The sequence below is a fragment of the Pseudacidovorax sp. 1753 genome (assembly GCF_040544975.1).
Classification (GTDB): Bacteria; Pseudomonadota; Gammaproteobacteria; order Burkholderiales; family Burkholderiaceae_C; genus Xenophilus.
Map to the genome: position 1 here is coordinate 1 of NZ_JBEPKY010000034.1, position 14892 is coordinate 14892.

At 71.6% G+C, this 14892-nt stretch carries 12 protein-coding genes; 7 read left to right on the forward strand and 5 right to left on the reverse strand.

All coding sequences use genetic code 11. The annotated features are described in order from the left end of the window. From ABIC63_RS28375 to ABIC63_RS28395, 5 genes are all read right to left on the reverse strand, one after another. The coding region (locus tag ABIC63_RS28375; protein WP_354322238.1) for a type VI secretion system Vgr family protein at positions 1-941 on the reverse strand (941 nt) is incomplete at its 3' end. Positions 942-1158: 217 nt separating this feature from the next. Then, entirely contained in the window at positions 1159-3255 is a 2097-nt protein-coding gene (locus ABIC63_RS28380; protein WP_354322239.1) for a putative bifunctional diguanylate cyclase/phosphodiesterase, read from the reverse strand. Positions 3256-3620: 365 nt separating this feature from the next. Next, entirely contained in the window at positions 3621-5255 is a 1635-nt protein-coding gene (locus ABIC63_RS28385) for a rhodanese-like domain-containing protein (protein WP_354322240.1), read from the reverse strand. Positions 5256-5297: 42 nt separating this feature from the next. Further along, entirely contained in the window at positions 5298-5903 is a 606-nt protein-coding gene (locus ABIC63_RS28390) for a cysteine dioxygenase family protein (RefSeq protein ID WP_354322241.1), read from the reverse strand. Beyond that, entirely contained in the window at positions 5900-7198 is a 1299-nt protein-coding gene (locus tag ABIC63_RS28395) for an acyl-CoA dehydrogenase family protein (protein WP_354322242.1), read from the reverse strand. The genes ABIC63_RS28390 and ABIC63_RS28395 overlap by 4 nt, the downstream gene beginning before the upstream one ends. A gap of 109 nt (positions 7199-7307) precedes the next feature. Between ABIC63_RS28395 and ABIC63_RS28400 the strand changes: the two genes are divergently transcribed. The 7 genes from ABIC63_RS28400 to ABIC63_RS28430 all read left to right on the forward strand — a co-directional run bounded on the left by ABIC63_RS28400 (position 7308) and on the right by ABIC63_RS28430 (position 14864). Continuing rightward, the gene (locus ABIC63_RS28400; RefSeq protein WP_354322243.1) at positions 7308-8312 is read left to right on the forward strand and encodes an ABC transporter substrate-binding protein; all 1005 of its coding nucleotides are present in this window, start codon (positions 7308-7310) and stop codon (positions 8310-8312) included. A gap of 48 nt (positions 8313-8360) precedes the next feature. Further along, positions 8361-9497, forward strand: coding sequence for an LLM class flavin-dependent oxidoreductase (locus tag ABIC63_RS28405; RefSeq protein WP_354322244.1), 1137 nt, complete (start codon positions 8361-8363; stop codon positions 9495-9497). A 4-nt stretch (positions 9498-9501) separates the two neighbouring features. After that, a complete protein-coding gene (locus tag ABIC63_RS28410) occupies positions 9502-10353 on the forward strand; it encodes a class II aldolase/adducin family protein (RefSeq protein ID WP_354322245.1) in 852 nt (283 codons plus the stop codon). Positions 10354-10390: 37 nt separating this feature from the next. After that, entirely contained in the window at positions 10391-11404 is a 1014-nt protein-coding gene (locus ABIC63_RS28415) for an ABC transporter substrate-binding protein (protein WP_294370794.1), read from the forward strand. A gap of 269 nt (positions 11405-11673) precedes the next feature. After that, positions 11674-12771 (forward strand): ABC transporter permease, encoded by a 1098-nt coding sequence (locus tag ABIC63_RS28420; RefSeq protein WP_502935926.1) that lies wholly within the window; start codon positions 11674-11676, stop codon positions 12769-12771. Then, a complete protein-coding gene (locus tag ABIC63_RS28425; RefSeq protein WP_354322246.1) occupies positions 12765-13601 on the forward strand; it encodes an ABC transporter ATP-binding protein in 837 nt (278 codons plus the stop codon). Before ABIC63_RS28420 ends, ABIC63_RS28425 begins: the two co-directional genes overlap by 7 nt. 60 nt (positions 13602-13661) lie before the next feature. Beyond that, entirely contained in the window at positions 13662-14864 is a 1203-nt protein-coding gene (locus tag ABIC63_RS28430; protein WP_354322247.1) for a c-type cytochrome, read from the forward strand. Positions 14865-14892: the final 28 nt, after the last annotated feature.

Here is a 14892-nt window from a genome sequence, read left to right on the forward strand (position 1 = left end):
GGGTCATTGGCCCCGGCGGTGCCGGCGCGCGGCTGGGCGTAGTGACTGCCGGCCAGGCTCGCGTGCCAGGCGTAGACCTCCGCCTCCGCAAAGCCCGTGGGCCGTGGATCGCTGCGGCTGACCGAGAGGTCGGCCCGGGGGCGGGTGTAGTCGTAGTCGCGGCTGCTGTAGCGCCCGCTGGTGAGCCTGCTGGCGGGCATGAAGGCATGCAGATACTCGGCGTCGAGCTTCCAGCCGGGCGGGTGATAGGCCACTTGCCGATAGGCCTCGCTCGGGTTGGGGCTGAAGGCACCCAGATGGTCGGAGAGCACCAGCCGGTGGGCGCCCGCGTCGTGCTCGAAGTGATAGCTGATGCCCCACTCCTGGCACAGGCGCTCGAAGAAGGTGAAGTCGCTTTCGTTGAACTGGGTCTGGTAGTCGCGCAGGGGGAAGGACTCGGCCAGACGCTTGTCGACCGGGAAGGGGTAGTTCGCCAGGAGGGCGTCCAGGATGTCGACGACGGTGGCGTTCTGGAAGATGCGGCAGTCCGAATTCAGCGTGGACAGGTGCAGCCAGGGGCGCAGCACGAGGCGGTAGCGCAGGTGTCGGCCATGCTCGCCCAGCAACTCTGCTTCGGTGATGAGGGCGTTGATCTGGCGGATGCCGGCGCCGAGGTGATCCACCGCATCGCCCACACCACCCGGCAGGAAGGTGCCTGCGCCGTCGAGGTCGATCTCGCAATGGATCTCGCGGCCGATCAGCGCGTCCAGGTCGATGTCGGCACAGGCGTCGGCCAGGGCGCCGGGGTCCAGCGCATCGGGGGTCTGCAGAAGCAGCTCATAGGTGAAGAGGGCATTGACGCCCTCGTGGCCCGACAGCCGCACGGGCTGCAGCAGGGGCGTGCCGGCAAAGACCGGCAGTGCGGGCGAATGCACCCGCAGCGTGTGTGACAGCGTGGACATGGAAACCTCTCCCTGGCAAGCCGCTCTTTGGCGTAGACGGCGAGCGGCGGGACGAGGTTAAGGGCGCGCGCGGAAGGGCCACGCGGCTCAGCATGGGCCGAAAGCATCTTTTGCCGTGATGCGTGCAATAGTTGCCCGCCAGCGCAAAAGAAGGGCACATGGACACAACAGCGCCAAGTTCTTCCTCGGCCGCAATCGGGCCAAAAGACGAAACAGGCTACCCAGCCGCCAGCGACGGCCGGCGCCGGCTCCACTGCACCAGCTGGTCGGCGGGCATCGGCCGCGCGAAGAAGAAGCCCTGCAACTCGTCGCAGCCCATGCCGACCAGGATGTCGCGCTGGCCGGCGGTCTCGACGCCCTCCGCCACCACGCGCAGGCCCAGGGCCTGGGCCAGTCGCACCACGGCATCGACCACGGCACGGGCGTCGGCGCTGGTCTCGAGGTCGCTGATGAAGCTGCGATCGATCTTGAGCTGCCGCGCGGGCAGGCGCCGCAGGTAGCTCAGGCTCGAATAGCCTGTGCCGAAGTCGTCGATGGCGATGAAGACGCCGATGCGCGCCAGGCGGCCGAACACCTCCTGCGTGGTGTTCACGTCCTCCATGGTCACGGTCTCGGTGATCTCGCACAGCAGCTGGGACGCCGCGACGCCGTTGCGCCGCAGCGCCGCATCGATGCGTTCGACGAGGTCGGCCTCATGCAACTGCTGGGCCGACAGATTGATGGCCACGCGCATGGGCAGGCCGGCACGGGCCCATTCCTTCATCTGGCGACAGGCTTCCTCGATGACCCACTGGCCCAGTTGGCCGATCAGGCCGAAGCGCTCGGCCACCGGGATGAAGATGCCAGGCCCCAGCGTGCCGCGCACCGGATGGTTCCAGCGCAGCAGCGCCTCCACGCCCGACAGTTCGCGCCGGCGGCTGTCGATCTTGGGCTGGTAGTGCAGCACCAGTTCGCCGCGCTCCAGCGCCTGGCGCAGCTCCGCCTGCAGGCTGAGCTGCTCGTGCGCGTTGGTGCTCATGTGCGGCTCGAAGAAGGCGTACTGCCGCCCGCCCGCCCGCTTGGCGGCCTGCATGGCGGCATCCGCCAGCGCCACCAGCGCCGCCTTTCGGCCGTGGTCGGGGTGCAGGGCCACGCCGATGGAGGCCGAGATCTGCACGGGCGGTTCGCCCACCCCGAAGGGCCGGCCCAGTTCGTCGAGGATGCGTGAGGCCACCAGGCTGCAGTCGGTCTGGCGCGTGACGTCCTCCATCAGCACGACGAACTCGTCGCCACCGATGCGCGCCACGGTGTCGCCGTTGCGCAGCACCCGGCGCAGGCGCTCGGCCACCTCCCGCAGCACCTTGTCGCCGCAGGCATGGCCGAAGGAATCGTTGACCGGCTTGAAGCTGTCCAGGTCGACGAAGAGCACCGCCAGCTTGCGTGCGGCGCCGGTGCGGGCCACGGCCAGGCAGTCGTCGAAGAAGGCCCGGTTGGGCAGACCCGTGAGCGGGTCCAGCACGGCACGACGGTCGAGCTCGTCGTTGGCCTCCTGCAACTGGTGATGGGCCTGTTCCAGAGAATGGGTGAGGTCGCGCGTGCGGCCCCGCAGCCGGGCATCGAGCACTGCCGTGACCAGCGTGAGCACCTGCATCAGCACCGTCGCAGCGACCACCATGAGCGCGAGCCCGTCGCCGCCGAGTTCGTCGGCGCTCAGGCATACGCTGCCTTCCTCGTACCTTGCGGCCGCCATGCCGAGGTAGTGCGCACAGATCATGGCCAGCCCCAGCCCGATCGCCAGGCCCAGCTGCCGCACCCACGGTCGCTCGACGTCGCCCCGGTGGAAGAGCAGCCACAGGGTGGCCATGGATGTGAGCCACACGAGCGCGCAGGCAGCCCCGAGCAGGGGCAGGTTCAAGTGCGCCTGAGGCGCCATGTGCAGCGACAGCATGCCCAGCTGGTGCATGCCGACGAGGCCCACGGTCATGGAAACCGAGCCCACGACGAGGCCCGCGGCGGTGAGCCGGGGCGCACGCGCCATCAGCAGCGTCAGCGCCGAGGTGAGCACGCCGGCCAGCCACGACAGACCCGTAAAGCCATAGCTGTAGCCGATGGGCACGGGCAGGCTGTGCGCCATCATGCCCACGAAGTGCACGGCCCAGACGCCGGTGCCCATCACCAGCGAGCCGCCGGCCCACCAGGTGCGGGCCGTGACGGCATCCCGCGTGCGCACGCGCTGCGCCAGGTCGAGCGCGACGAAGACGACGAAGATGGACAACGCCACCGATGCCGCAACGATCAGCGGGTCGTAGCTGGACACCATGGCGGCGGCAGTCATGGGATGCGAAACGGATGCGGCCGGATGGCACGACAGCCGGGGCAGGACACCGCCCCCACCTCCCGGTGGGCGAGCCCGAAGGACTGCGGGATTGGCGCATTGTTTTGCATCGTTGTAACCGCCACTTGCGTTACAGGCCCGGCCATGCCGGTCCGCCCTCCATTCACCTGGAACGGCTCCATGCCACCCCGCGCTCGGGAGGGTAGCGCCGCTGCGACGAGGCGTCGTCAGTCTTTCGCCAGAACGGGCGTAGGAAAGCCGGCCTTCCGGACTACGCCGCAAGACGTGCCGGGGGATGGTCGGCTCACGGCCGCGGCAGGCGAGCGGGCACCGCCCTGGCCGGGCGGCGCGCCCGGCGCAGGCGCTCAGATCACGGTGAAGTGATGCGTCCCGTCGCGGCCCAGTTGGGCCACCAGGCCGAATTCCCAGTCCAGGTAGCCCTGCATCGCCGCGCGCGGGGCGTCGGTGCCTTCATAGGGACGGCGGTAGCGGTCGGTCCGCGGCGTGGCCAGGCGGGCTTCGCCGGCCTCCTCGGGCAGGCCGGCGGCAAACCAGGCGGCATTGCCGCCGGTCAGCAGGCGCACCGGGACATCCGCGCGACCCTGTGCATCGAGCAACGTCCGCAAGTCGGCCGCCGCATAGGCCGCGAGGAGGCTCGTGCCGCAGGTCAGCACGTACTGGCCAGCCGGGGGCAGCGACTGCGCCAGGGCGTTGGCCAGTTGGGCGCGCACGGCGAACCAGGCACCCGGGATGTGGCGCCTGACGTAATTGGCGCTGGCACCCACATCGATGAGCACGGCATCGCCCGCCTGCAGCAGCGCGGCCAGGGCCGCGGGCGCGATGGGCTCGACCTCGCGGTGCGGCGCGGGCCGTTCCGGCGCGGGCGTGCCCGTCTCGCGGAAGTCGGCGGCCGTGGCGCCCTCGATACGCCACACCTCCCAGCCCATCTGCGCCAGCCAGGAGCCGGTCATGGCAGCGCGCACCCCGTCGTCGTCGGCGAGCACGAAGCGGGCGCCGCGCACGGGGGCGTGGTGGTCGGTCTCCTGCACCAGTTGGCCGCCGGGGGCGCTGGCAAAGCCCGGCAGGTGGCCGGCCTCGTATTCCTCGGGCGTGCGCACGTCCAGCCGGTACGTGGTGCGGCCCGCGTCGGCGAGCAGCGCGGGCAGATCGGCCAGCGCCAACGGGCGCACACCTGCCCGCGCCGCCACGGCCTGGGCATCGGCCCGCGCCTGGACGGCCACCGCCGCGTCGACCTGCGCCGGCGCGCGACGCTGCGCGCCCTGGTCCAGCTGCTGGCCGGCCAGCAGCCAGCCGATGGTGCCGTTGCGCAGGGCCGCCACCGGATTGGGCAGGCCCGCATTCACCAGCGACTGCGTACCGATGATGCTGCGGGTGCGTCCCGCGCAGTTGACGATGACGCGCGTCGCCGGATCGGGCGCCAGCGCCCGCGCGCGCAGCACCAACTCGGCACCGGGCACGCTGGTGGCGCCGGGGATGCTCATGGTCTGGTACTCGTCGAAACGGCGCGCGTCCAGCACCACCACGTCGGCCTTGGCGTCGAGCAGCGCCTGCACCTCCTCAGCCGGCAGCGAGGGCGTGTGCCGCTCGTGCTCCACCAGCTCACCGAAGGCCTTGCTGGGCACGTTGACGTCACGGAAGAGCTCGCCACCCGCGGCGCGCCAGCCGTCGAGTCCGCCGTCGAGCGCATGCACGTTCGTGTAGCCCAGCCGGGCCAGCACGGCGGCGCCGCGTGGCACCAGGTCCTCGCCTTCATGCTCGCCGTAGAGCACGATGAGCGTGTCGCGCCGCGGGATGCGACGCCAGGCCTCCAGCTCGACGCGCGACAGCGGCAGGTTGGCGGCCCACAGCGGATGGGCCTGGGCATAGGGGTCTTCCTCGCGCAGGTCGAGCAGGGCGATCTCGCGGCGGTCCAGCAAGTGCTGGCGCACCGCGGGCACGCCCAGCACGGGCAAGGAAGACGAAGGGACGGTCTGGGTCATGAAGCGAAGAAAAAGGAGGACGCCGTCCGGCGCGCAGCGCGATCAGGCCGCACGGGCCCGCACCTCGGCGCTGCGGTCCCACAGGTTGGGCAGGACGGCGTTGGAATAGCCGGAGACGAAGCGCTTGCGCCCGCCTTCGGCCGGGTAGGTGTGGCGTGCCACGGCGCCGATGTTGGCGCCGTAGACATGGATGCTCACCGAAACCTGGTCGGCCAGCGCATTGCGCACCTGATGCACGTCGCCGACACGGGGCGACACCGCCTCGACCTGGCCCGGCCGCAGGTGCACGGGCGCGCCCTGCGGCTGCCAGCACCCTTCGGCGTCCGGGCCGTAGCCCTGGCTGATCTCGGCGCCGCGCAGCATGCCGATCAGGCCCCACACGGTGTGGTCGTGCACCGGCGTGGCCTGGCCCGGGCCCCAGACGAAGCTCACGACCGAGAAGCGCTCGCTGGCGTCGGCATACAGCAGGTGCTGCTGGTAGTAGGTGGGGTCGGGGCGGGCGAAGGGCTCGGGCAGCCAGTCGTCCTGCGCGACCAGTTGGGCCAGCAGCGCCCCACCCTCGCGCAGGACGCGTGGCTCGTCCGGGCTTTGGTCGAGCAGGCGATGGAGGCCGACGACGAAGTCGCGCAGGCGGGTGATGCCGGTCATGCGCCGATTGTGGCCGCAGGGCTTGCCGTGGGTCGATCCGGGACGGCCCGGGCCACCGCCGCCAGGGCCTGCTGGCCGGCCGCGACCAGCGCCGCATCGCTCTGCGGTGTGTGGATACGCGCGCACAGCACGTCGCGGTGGTGGCGCTCCAGCGGGTTCTGACGCGACAGGCCGTGGTTGCCGCTGAGCTGCAAGGCCAGTTCCACCGCGGCGATGGCCTGCGTGCCCACGGTGTGCTTGACCAAGCCGCTGTCGGTCGGCGTCGGCGCCTGGCCGGCATCGACACGCGCGGCCAGGTCGTCCAGCAGCACGCGGTTGGTGCGCAGCAAGGCCTCGATCTCGCCCACCTTCTCCTGCGCGCGCGGCAGGGTCGCCAGCGGCGCCCCCAGGCTGCCCGGCGCCCGCGACTGCAGGAAACCCAGCAGCCAGTCGCGCGCCGCGCCGGCCACCGCGTCGTACAGGCTGCCGAGCAGCGTGGCCATCCAGGCCTGCTGCCTGGCGAAGGCCTCGGCCTCGGCGGCTGTCGCGGCCGCAGGCGCCCATTGGGCAGGCGGACGGATGTCCACCGCATGGTCCAGCGGGACGCGCACGCCCGCCAGCACCGCCTCGTGGCTGCCCGAGGCGCGCAGGCCCAGGTGGTCCCAGCTGGCGATGGTGCGCACGCCCGGTGCCTTGCCCGGCACCAGGAAGAAGCCCACCCGCGGCTGCGGCTCATCGGTGCGGCCCCACACCAGCAGCCACGACAGCCGCTCGATGCCGGTGGTGTAGAGCTTGTGGCCGTCGATCACCCACTCCTTGCCTTCGCGCCGCGCCACCGTGCCGGGCAAGCCTCCCCGGGCCGGCGAGCCCAGCGCCGGCTCGACGCGCAGCGCGTTGGCCAGCGCCCCTTCGCGCACGCCGCTGCGGGCCACGGCCTCGCGCAGGTGCGCCGGCCAGCGGTTGGCCGGATGGCGCAGCGCCTGGTGCTGCAGGTAGGTCATGGTCAGGACCAGCGCCGTGGCCGGCTCGCCCGCCGCCACGGCCGCGATCACGCGGCGCGCCTCGGCCAGCGTGGCGCCGCCACCGCCCCAGGCTTCGGGCGCGACCAGGCCGATCAGGCCCAGCCGCTGCAGCTCGTCGAAGTTGTCGTGCGGAAAGCGGCCGGCCTGGTCATGGTCGGAGGCGGTGGCGGCGAAGCGGCGGGTCAAGGCCGCCAGCGTGGCGTCGTCGACACGCGGCGCGGTCCGCAGCGGCGCGGGGGAATCACCGACGCCGTCGAGGGCCGGTGCGAACAGGGTCTGGGGCAGTGCACTCATGAGAGCGCACTGTGGAGCCCATCCGCGCGCGCGGGAACCATCGTTTGCGCATATTCAAACTCGGAATCCGACGTTCACGCGAAGGCCATGGGCCGATACGGTTCGCCCCATGCCGCGCTCTTCGCCTTCCAATTTCCGTGCCACACGCCGCCGCCTGCTGCAGGCCGCGGCCCTGGCTCCCATGGCCGCACTGGCCGCCCCCCACGACGACCTCGCCGGCGTCACGCTGCGCGTCGGCACCTACAAGGGCAACTGGCGCGCGCTGCTCGATGCCGCAGGCCTGCAGCAGGCGCCCTACCGCATCGACTGGCGCGAGCTCAACAACGGCGTGCTGCACATCGAGGCCATCAACGGCGATGCGCTGGACCTGGGCTCCGGAAGCGAAATCCCGCCCGTGTTCGCGGCGCGGCAGAAGGCCAATCTCAAGCTGGTGGCCGCCATCCATGAAGACCTGAACAACCAGGTCACCGTCGCCCGCAAGGACGCACCCATCCAGTCCATCGCGGAGCTCAAGGGAAAACGCGTGGGCTATGTGCGCGCCACCACGGCGCACTACTTCCTGGCCAAGCAGCTGGCCGAGGCCGGCCTGTCCTTCAACGACATCCAGGCCGTCAACCTGAGCCCGGCCGATGGCCTCTCGGCCTTCGCGCGGGGCGATCTCGATGCCTGGGCCATCTATGGCTACAACGGCCAGATCGCGCGGCTGCAGCACGGCGCGCGCGTCATCAAGACCGGCGTGGGCTACCTGTCGGGCAACTTCCCCGTCTATGCCAACCCGCGCTCGCTGGAGGACGCCCGCCGCCGGGCCGCCATCAGCGACTTCCTGCTGCGGCTGCAGCGCGCCTATGCCTGGGTCAACGGCAACTTCCTGGCCTATGCCCGCACGCAGTCGGCCGAGACCCGCATCGCGGTGGGCGACATCGTCGAGCTCTTCAACCGCCGCAGCCACGACTACAGCCTGGTGCCGGTGAGCGACGCCGCCGTGCGCAGCCACCAGGACGTGGCCGACACCTTCCTGCGCCTGGGTGTGCTCGACGGCCCGGCCGACGTGCGCCCCCTGTGGGACCGGCGCTTCGACGCCGCGCTGCGCGCCGGCGCTGCGTCCGCCGCCTGACTCCGCTTCCTCCCCTCCCTCCTCGGTCCATCCTCCAGAAAGCCTCCCATGAGCCATTCCCCCACCGACGGCCAAGTCCAGTTCATCGGCATGATCCAGACCCAGAAGGTCTCGGAAACCCATGCGCCGCGCGGCCCCGCCATCGACCGCGATTACGTCCGGGCCTTCGCGCAGGCGCACGAACAGGCCGGCTTCGACCGCATCCTGGTGCCGCACCACTCCACCAGCCCCGACGCCACGCTCACCGTGGCCTTTGCGGCCAGCGTGACCGAGCGCATCCACTTCATGCTGGCGCACCGGCCCGGCTTTGTGGCGCCCACGCTGGCGGCCCGGCAGTTCGCCACCCTCGACCAGTACACGGGAGGGCGCCTCGCGGTGCACTACATCTCCGGCGGCTCCGACGAAGAGCAGCGCCGCGATGGCGACTGGCTCAACCACGACCAGCGCTATGCCCGCACCGATGAGTACCTGGAGGTGCTGCGCAAGGTGTGGACCAGCGAGCGCCCCTTCCACCACCACGGCGACCACTACCAGGCCGAGAACGCCTTCTCCGAGGTCAAGCCGGTGCAGACGCAGGACGGCCTGCCCCATGTGCCGGTGTACTTCGGCGGCGCGTCCGAGGCTGCGCTGAAGGTGGCCGGCAAGCATGCCGACGTGTACGCGCTGTGGGGCGAGACGCTGGAGCAGGCGCGCGACCTGACCACCCGTGTACGGGCCGAGGCCGCGCGCCATGGCCGGCAGGTGAACTTCTCGGTGTCCTTCCGCCCCGTGCTGGCCGACACCGAAGAGGCCGCCTGGGCCCGCGCCGACCGCATCCTCGAGGAGACGCGCCGCCTGCGCGTGGTGGCCGGCTATTCGCGCGGCGGCCCGCAGCAGAGCGAAGGCGCACGCCGCCTGCTGGCCGCAGCCAACCAGGGCCCGCGCGTGGACAAGCGCCTGTGGACGGCCATCGCGCAGGAGACCGGCGGCCGCTCCAACAGCACCGGCCTGGTCGGCACGCCCGAGCAGGTGGCCGAGGCGCTGCTCGACTACTGGGAACTGGGCGTGACCACTTTCCTGATCCGCGGCTTCGATCCGCTCGAAGATGCGCTGGATTACGGCCGTGAGCTGATCCCGCGCACGCGCGCCCTCATCGCCGAGCGCGCCGCGGCCCGCCGCGCCGAAGCCCAACGCCGGGTGGCCTGAAGCGATGAACGCCCCCGTCCACGCATCCCATCTGCAACCCGCCGCCAGCGCGCTGCGGGCCCGCTTCCATGCGCAGCCGCAGGCGCGCTACTGGTTCGACCCGGCGCCGCCGCGCACCACGGTGGAGGCCGAGCGCCGCCATCGGCAGGAGCGGCTGGCGGGCGCCTTCCGCCTCTTCGCACGGCACGGCTTCGACCTGGGCCTCGCCGGCCACATCACGGCCCGTGACCCGGAGCTGTCCGATCACTTCTGGGTCAACCCGCTGGGCGTGCACTTCTCGCGCATCAAGGTGTCGGACCTGCTGCTGGTCAACAGCCGGGGCGAGACGGTGATCGGCGACCGGCCGCTCAACAAGGCGGCCTTCGCCATCCATGCCGCCATTCACGAGCGGCATCCGGACCTGGTGGCCGCCGCCCACACCCATTCGACCTACGGCAAGGCCTTCTCCACCCTGGGCCGGCCGCTGCTGCCGCTCACGCAGGACGCCTGCGTGTTCCACGGCGACGTGGCGCTGTTCGACGACTTCACCGGCATGGTGGTCGACCTGTCGGAAGGCGCCCGCATCGCCGAGGCGCTGGCCAAGCCCGACGGCGGCTTCGGCAAGGGCGCCATCCTGCGCAACCACGGCATCCTGACGGCCGGCCGATCGGTCGAGTCCGCCGCCTGGTGGTACATCGCGCTGGACAACGCTTGCCACACGCAACTGCTGGCCGAGGCCGCGGGCACGCCCCGCCCCATCGACGAGGCCACGGCCCGCCACACGCACGCGCAGATCGGCGGGCCCGAAGGCGGCATCCATGCCTTCGAGAGCCTGTATCAGCCGCTGGTGGCCGCCGAGCCGGACCTGCTGGACTGAGGGCCCTCGCCTCTTCTTCATCTTCTTCCACGACGCCATGACCTCGACATCCCTGCCCCTTCCCGCCTCGCGCCGCCAGCTGCTGCGCGCGGGCGGTGCCGCCGCCGTCGTCGCCGCGGGCGGCCTGCTGGCTTCGCGCGCCTGGTCGCAGCCGCGCAAGCTCACCTTCGCCTGGAACGCCAGCGCCTTCTGCCTCACGCCCGTGGTGGTGGCACAGGAGCGCGGCTTCTTCGAGAAGAACGGCCTGCAGGTCGATCTCATCAACTACACCGGCTCCACCGACCAGCTGCTCGAATCGCTGGCCACGGCCAAGGCCGATGCCGCCGTGGGCATGATCCACCGCTGGCTCAAGCCGCTGGAGTCGGGCTTCGACGTCAAGATCGTCGGCAGCTCGCACGGCGGTTGCGTTCGGCTGCTGGGCAGCAAGGAAGCGGGTGTCACCCAGCTCTCCAGCCTCAAGGGCAAGACCATCGGCGTGTCCGACATCGCGAGCCCGGGCAAGAACTTCTTCTCCATCCTGCTCAAGAAGAACGGCATCGATGCCGACCGCGACGTGCAATGGCGCCAGTACCCGGCCGACCTGCTGGACGTGGCCGTCAACAAGGGCGAGATCCAGGCCATCGCCGACGGCGACCCGACGCTCTACCTGATCGAGAAGCGCAATGCCGGCAAGTACACCGAGCTGGCCACCAACCTGTCGGGCGAATACAAGGACAAGGTGTGCTGCATCGTCGGCGCGCGCGGCGAACTGGTGCGCAATGACAAGCCGACCGCGGCGGCGCTGGTGCGCTCCATCGTGCAGGCCTCCGACTACGTGGCCGACAACCCCAACGAGTCGGCGAAGCTCTTTGCCAAGTACTCGCCCAAGGTGCCTGTGGAGGACCTGCAGGCCCTGCTCGGCACGCTGACGCACCGCCACCATCCCACCGGCCGCAGCCTGCGCGACGAGGTGGAGTTCTATGCGCGCGACTTCCGCTCGGTGGGCGTGCTCAAGAGCAGCACCGATCCGAAGCGCCTGGCGGACCACGTGTCTTACGACGTGCTGGCGTAACAGAAAACACCCCCCATGCCGCTTCGCGGCTCCGGGCGGCCGCCAGAGGCAGCTGCTCTTCGGGCACGTCCAAGCCTGCGCAGGCAGGCTTGGAGCCTCGGCCCTCAGCCCCTCTCGTTCGCCTTCGGCCTGGAGGGGGGCGCACCCAGAGGCCTGGCGAAGCCAGTTCCTCGGGTGCCCTGGCATGGCCTGCTCCGCGGCCACTTGATCCTTGTCGGGGTGCCGGTCTCGTGCCATATGGGTGGCGCGCGGCGCCATGGAACACTGAAATGACGACTTTTGATTCCGCACTTTCGCGCTGGACGCCCGCCGACGGGCCCGCGCTCGACGCACCGCCGGCAGCGGCGCCCCCGCCCCCTGCAGCGGCCATCGCGATGCCGCCGAGCGCGATTCCGGCCGCACGCCCCGCCAGCCTCTGGCCGCGCGGCCTCCTGGCCGCCCTCGCCTGGTTCGGCCTGGGGGCGATGACGCTGGCCTGGCCCAACAAGCCGGCCGGATTCAGCGACTGGACCTTCACCACCGAGTTCGGTGTCGCGGCCCTGGCGGCGGGCGCGTTGCTGCTGGTGCCCGCACTCGTGCACCGTGCGCGCGCCGGCCGCGCCGGGGCCCGACTGGTGCACGCAGGCGCCTGGCTCGTGGCGCTGCCGGGGCTGCTGGCGCTGTGGGAAGTCTTCACGGCCAAGCTGGGCCTGCTGCCGCCGCCCTTCTTCGCACCGCCGCAGAGCCTGATCGACGTGGCGGTGGAGGACTGGCCGCGCCTGGGCCTGTCCACCGCGCATTCGGTGCGGCTGCTGGCACACGGTTTCGTGCTGGGCGCGCTGGTCGGCTTCATCACCGGCGTGTGGATCGGCTGGTCGCGCGTGGCGGGCTACTGGGTGCATCCGGTGCTGCGCTTCCTGGGGCCGGTGCCGGCTTCGGCGCTGTTGCCGCTGGCCTTCTTCTTCGCGCCGTCGAGCTATGCCGCCGCGGTGTTCCTGATCGGGCTGGCCACCTTCTTCCCGGTGGCGGTGCTGTCGTGGTCGGGCGTGGCGGCGGTCAACCGCCAGTACTACGACGTGGCGCGCACGCTGGGCGCAGGCGAGTGGTTCCTGGTGCTGCGCGTGGCCGTGCCGGCCGCGCTGCCGCAGGTCTTCGTCGGCCTGTTCATGGGCCTGGGCGCATCGTTCTCGGTGCTGGTCACGGCCGAGATGATGGGCGTGAAGGCCGGCCTGGGCTGGTACCTGCAGTGGGCCCAGGGCTGGGCCGCCTACGCCAACATGTATGCCGCGCTGATCGTGATGGCCGTGCTCTGCTCGGGCCTGATCACGCTGCTGTTCACGGTGCGCGACCGCGTGCTGTCGTGGCAGAAAGGGACCGTCAAATGGTGATCCCGCTGCTGCACGAATACGACGACGCCACCGAAGAGGCATCGCCGCCGGCCACCGCGGGCACGGCCCCGGGCGGCGCGCGCATCGACATCGAGAACGTCAGCCACTGGTTCGACGTGCCCGGCGGCAACAAGCTGCAGGCGCTGGACGGCATCGACCTGCATGTGGCGCCCGGCGAGTTCGTGGCCCTGCTCGGGCCCAGCGGCTGCGGCAAGTCCACGCTGCTGCGCCTGGTCGCCGGCCTGGAGCCCGCCACCACGGGCCGGCTGGCGCAGGACGGTGCGACCATCACCCGGCCCGATCCGTCGCGGATCGTCGTCTTCCAGGACCCCACGCTCTACCCCTGGCGGCGCGTGCGCGCCAACGTGGCGCTGGGCCCCCAGGCGCGCGGCGTGCTGCGCCAGCAGGCCCACCGCGTGGACGACGCGCTGGCCCGCGTGGGCCTGGCCGAGTTCGCCGATGCCTTCCCGCACCAGCTATCGGGCGGCATGGCCCAGCGCGTGGCACTGGCCCGCGCACTGGTCAACGACCCGCGCCTGCTGATCCTGGACGAGCCGCTGGGCAAGCTCGACTCGCTCACGCGCCTGCAGATGCAGGGCGAGCTGCTGCAGCTGTGGCAGCGCAGCGGCTTCTCGGCCCTGCTGGTCACGCACGACGTGGAAGAGGCGCTCTTCCTCGCCCAGCGCGTCGTGGTGCTGAGCGATCGGCCGGCGCGCATCGTGGCGCAATTGCAGGTCGACCTGCCCTATCCGCGCCACCGCGGCCATCCGCGGCTGGCCGAGCTGCGGCACGAGGCGCTGCGCCACCTGGGCCTGGATGCGAGCTGGTAGTCCACATCGTCCTGGTGATGCGGGCGCGGTCCCTCCGTCCTCGCACGCAGGACCGCCGCGATGACCGCGCCGCCTGACGCCCTCTGGCTGCAATGGCTGTTGGGCGCTTTGCAGGCGGGCCAGGCGGCGTTGCTGCAGGTGCTGCATGCGGTGGGCCTGGTTCCCACGCTGCACGGGCAGCCCGCATGGCCCTGGGCCTCGCGGCTGGCGGGCGACACCCTGCTCTTCGACCTGGGCCAGGCGCGCCGGCTGGCGCTCACGCTGGGTCTGCTGGTGCTGGCGCTGCTCGTGGCCGCAGTGGGCCTGCTGTGGCGCCGGCGGCGCGTGTGGCTGCTGGCGGTGGCCGGTCTGCTGCCCCTGCTGGCGCCCTGGCCGCAGTGGGAGGCCGTGCGCGTGGCCGCCACGCCCGCCAGCTTCCACGTCTCGCCCACCGGTTTCCACGCCGACACCATCGTGCGCGGCCACCAGCTCTACCGTCAGCTGTGCGTGGACTGCCATGGCGCCGACGGGCGCGGGCATGGGCCCCTGGCCGCGCAGCAGACGGTATGGCCACCCAACCTGGCCGGCCCGCTGCTGTGGCGGCGTGCCGACGGCGACCTGTTCTGGCATGTGATGCACGGCATGCACGACGCGCGCAGCGGCCAGGCATCGATGCCGGCCTTCGCAGGCCGGCTCTCGCCCGACGACGCCTGGGCGCTGATCGACGCCATGAAGGCGCAGGCCGCCGGCCAGATGCTGCGGCAGACCGGCCAATGGCTGCAGCCGGTGCGGCTGCCGGCCTTTGCCGTCCGATGCGCGGGCGCGTCGGGGCGGACCTCCAGCACCGCACTGCAGGGCCAGCGCCTGCGGGTGATCGCACCGGGCGCCGGCCCCTTGCCGACGCCCGATCCACGTGTGGTCACGGTGGCGCTCGCCCCGGCGTCCAGCACCCCGGACGTGCCGCGTTCGGAGGCCGCGGATTGCCAGGCGCTCCAGCCCGACGCTTGGCGCGCCCTGGCCCTGATCGCGGGCGACACAGACAACCCCGACGCGCTCGCCGCCACCCAGTTCATCGTCGACCGCGAAGGCTGGCTGCGCGCCCGGGCGACGCCCGGCGCGGCCGACTGGCAGGAAGACGACCTGGTGTGCCGTGCGGCATCCGACCCCGCCCCCTCCGTCGCCGCATCCGTGACGCGCCTGCCGGCTGCGGACGGGCTGGGCAGCCTCATCGCGCGCATGGACGCCGAGCCCGTGCGCTACGTCAAGGGCGGGCTCGTGCACTGAACGCCGCGCGGCTGCGACCGTCCCGCCG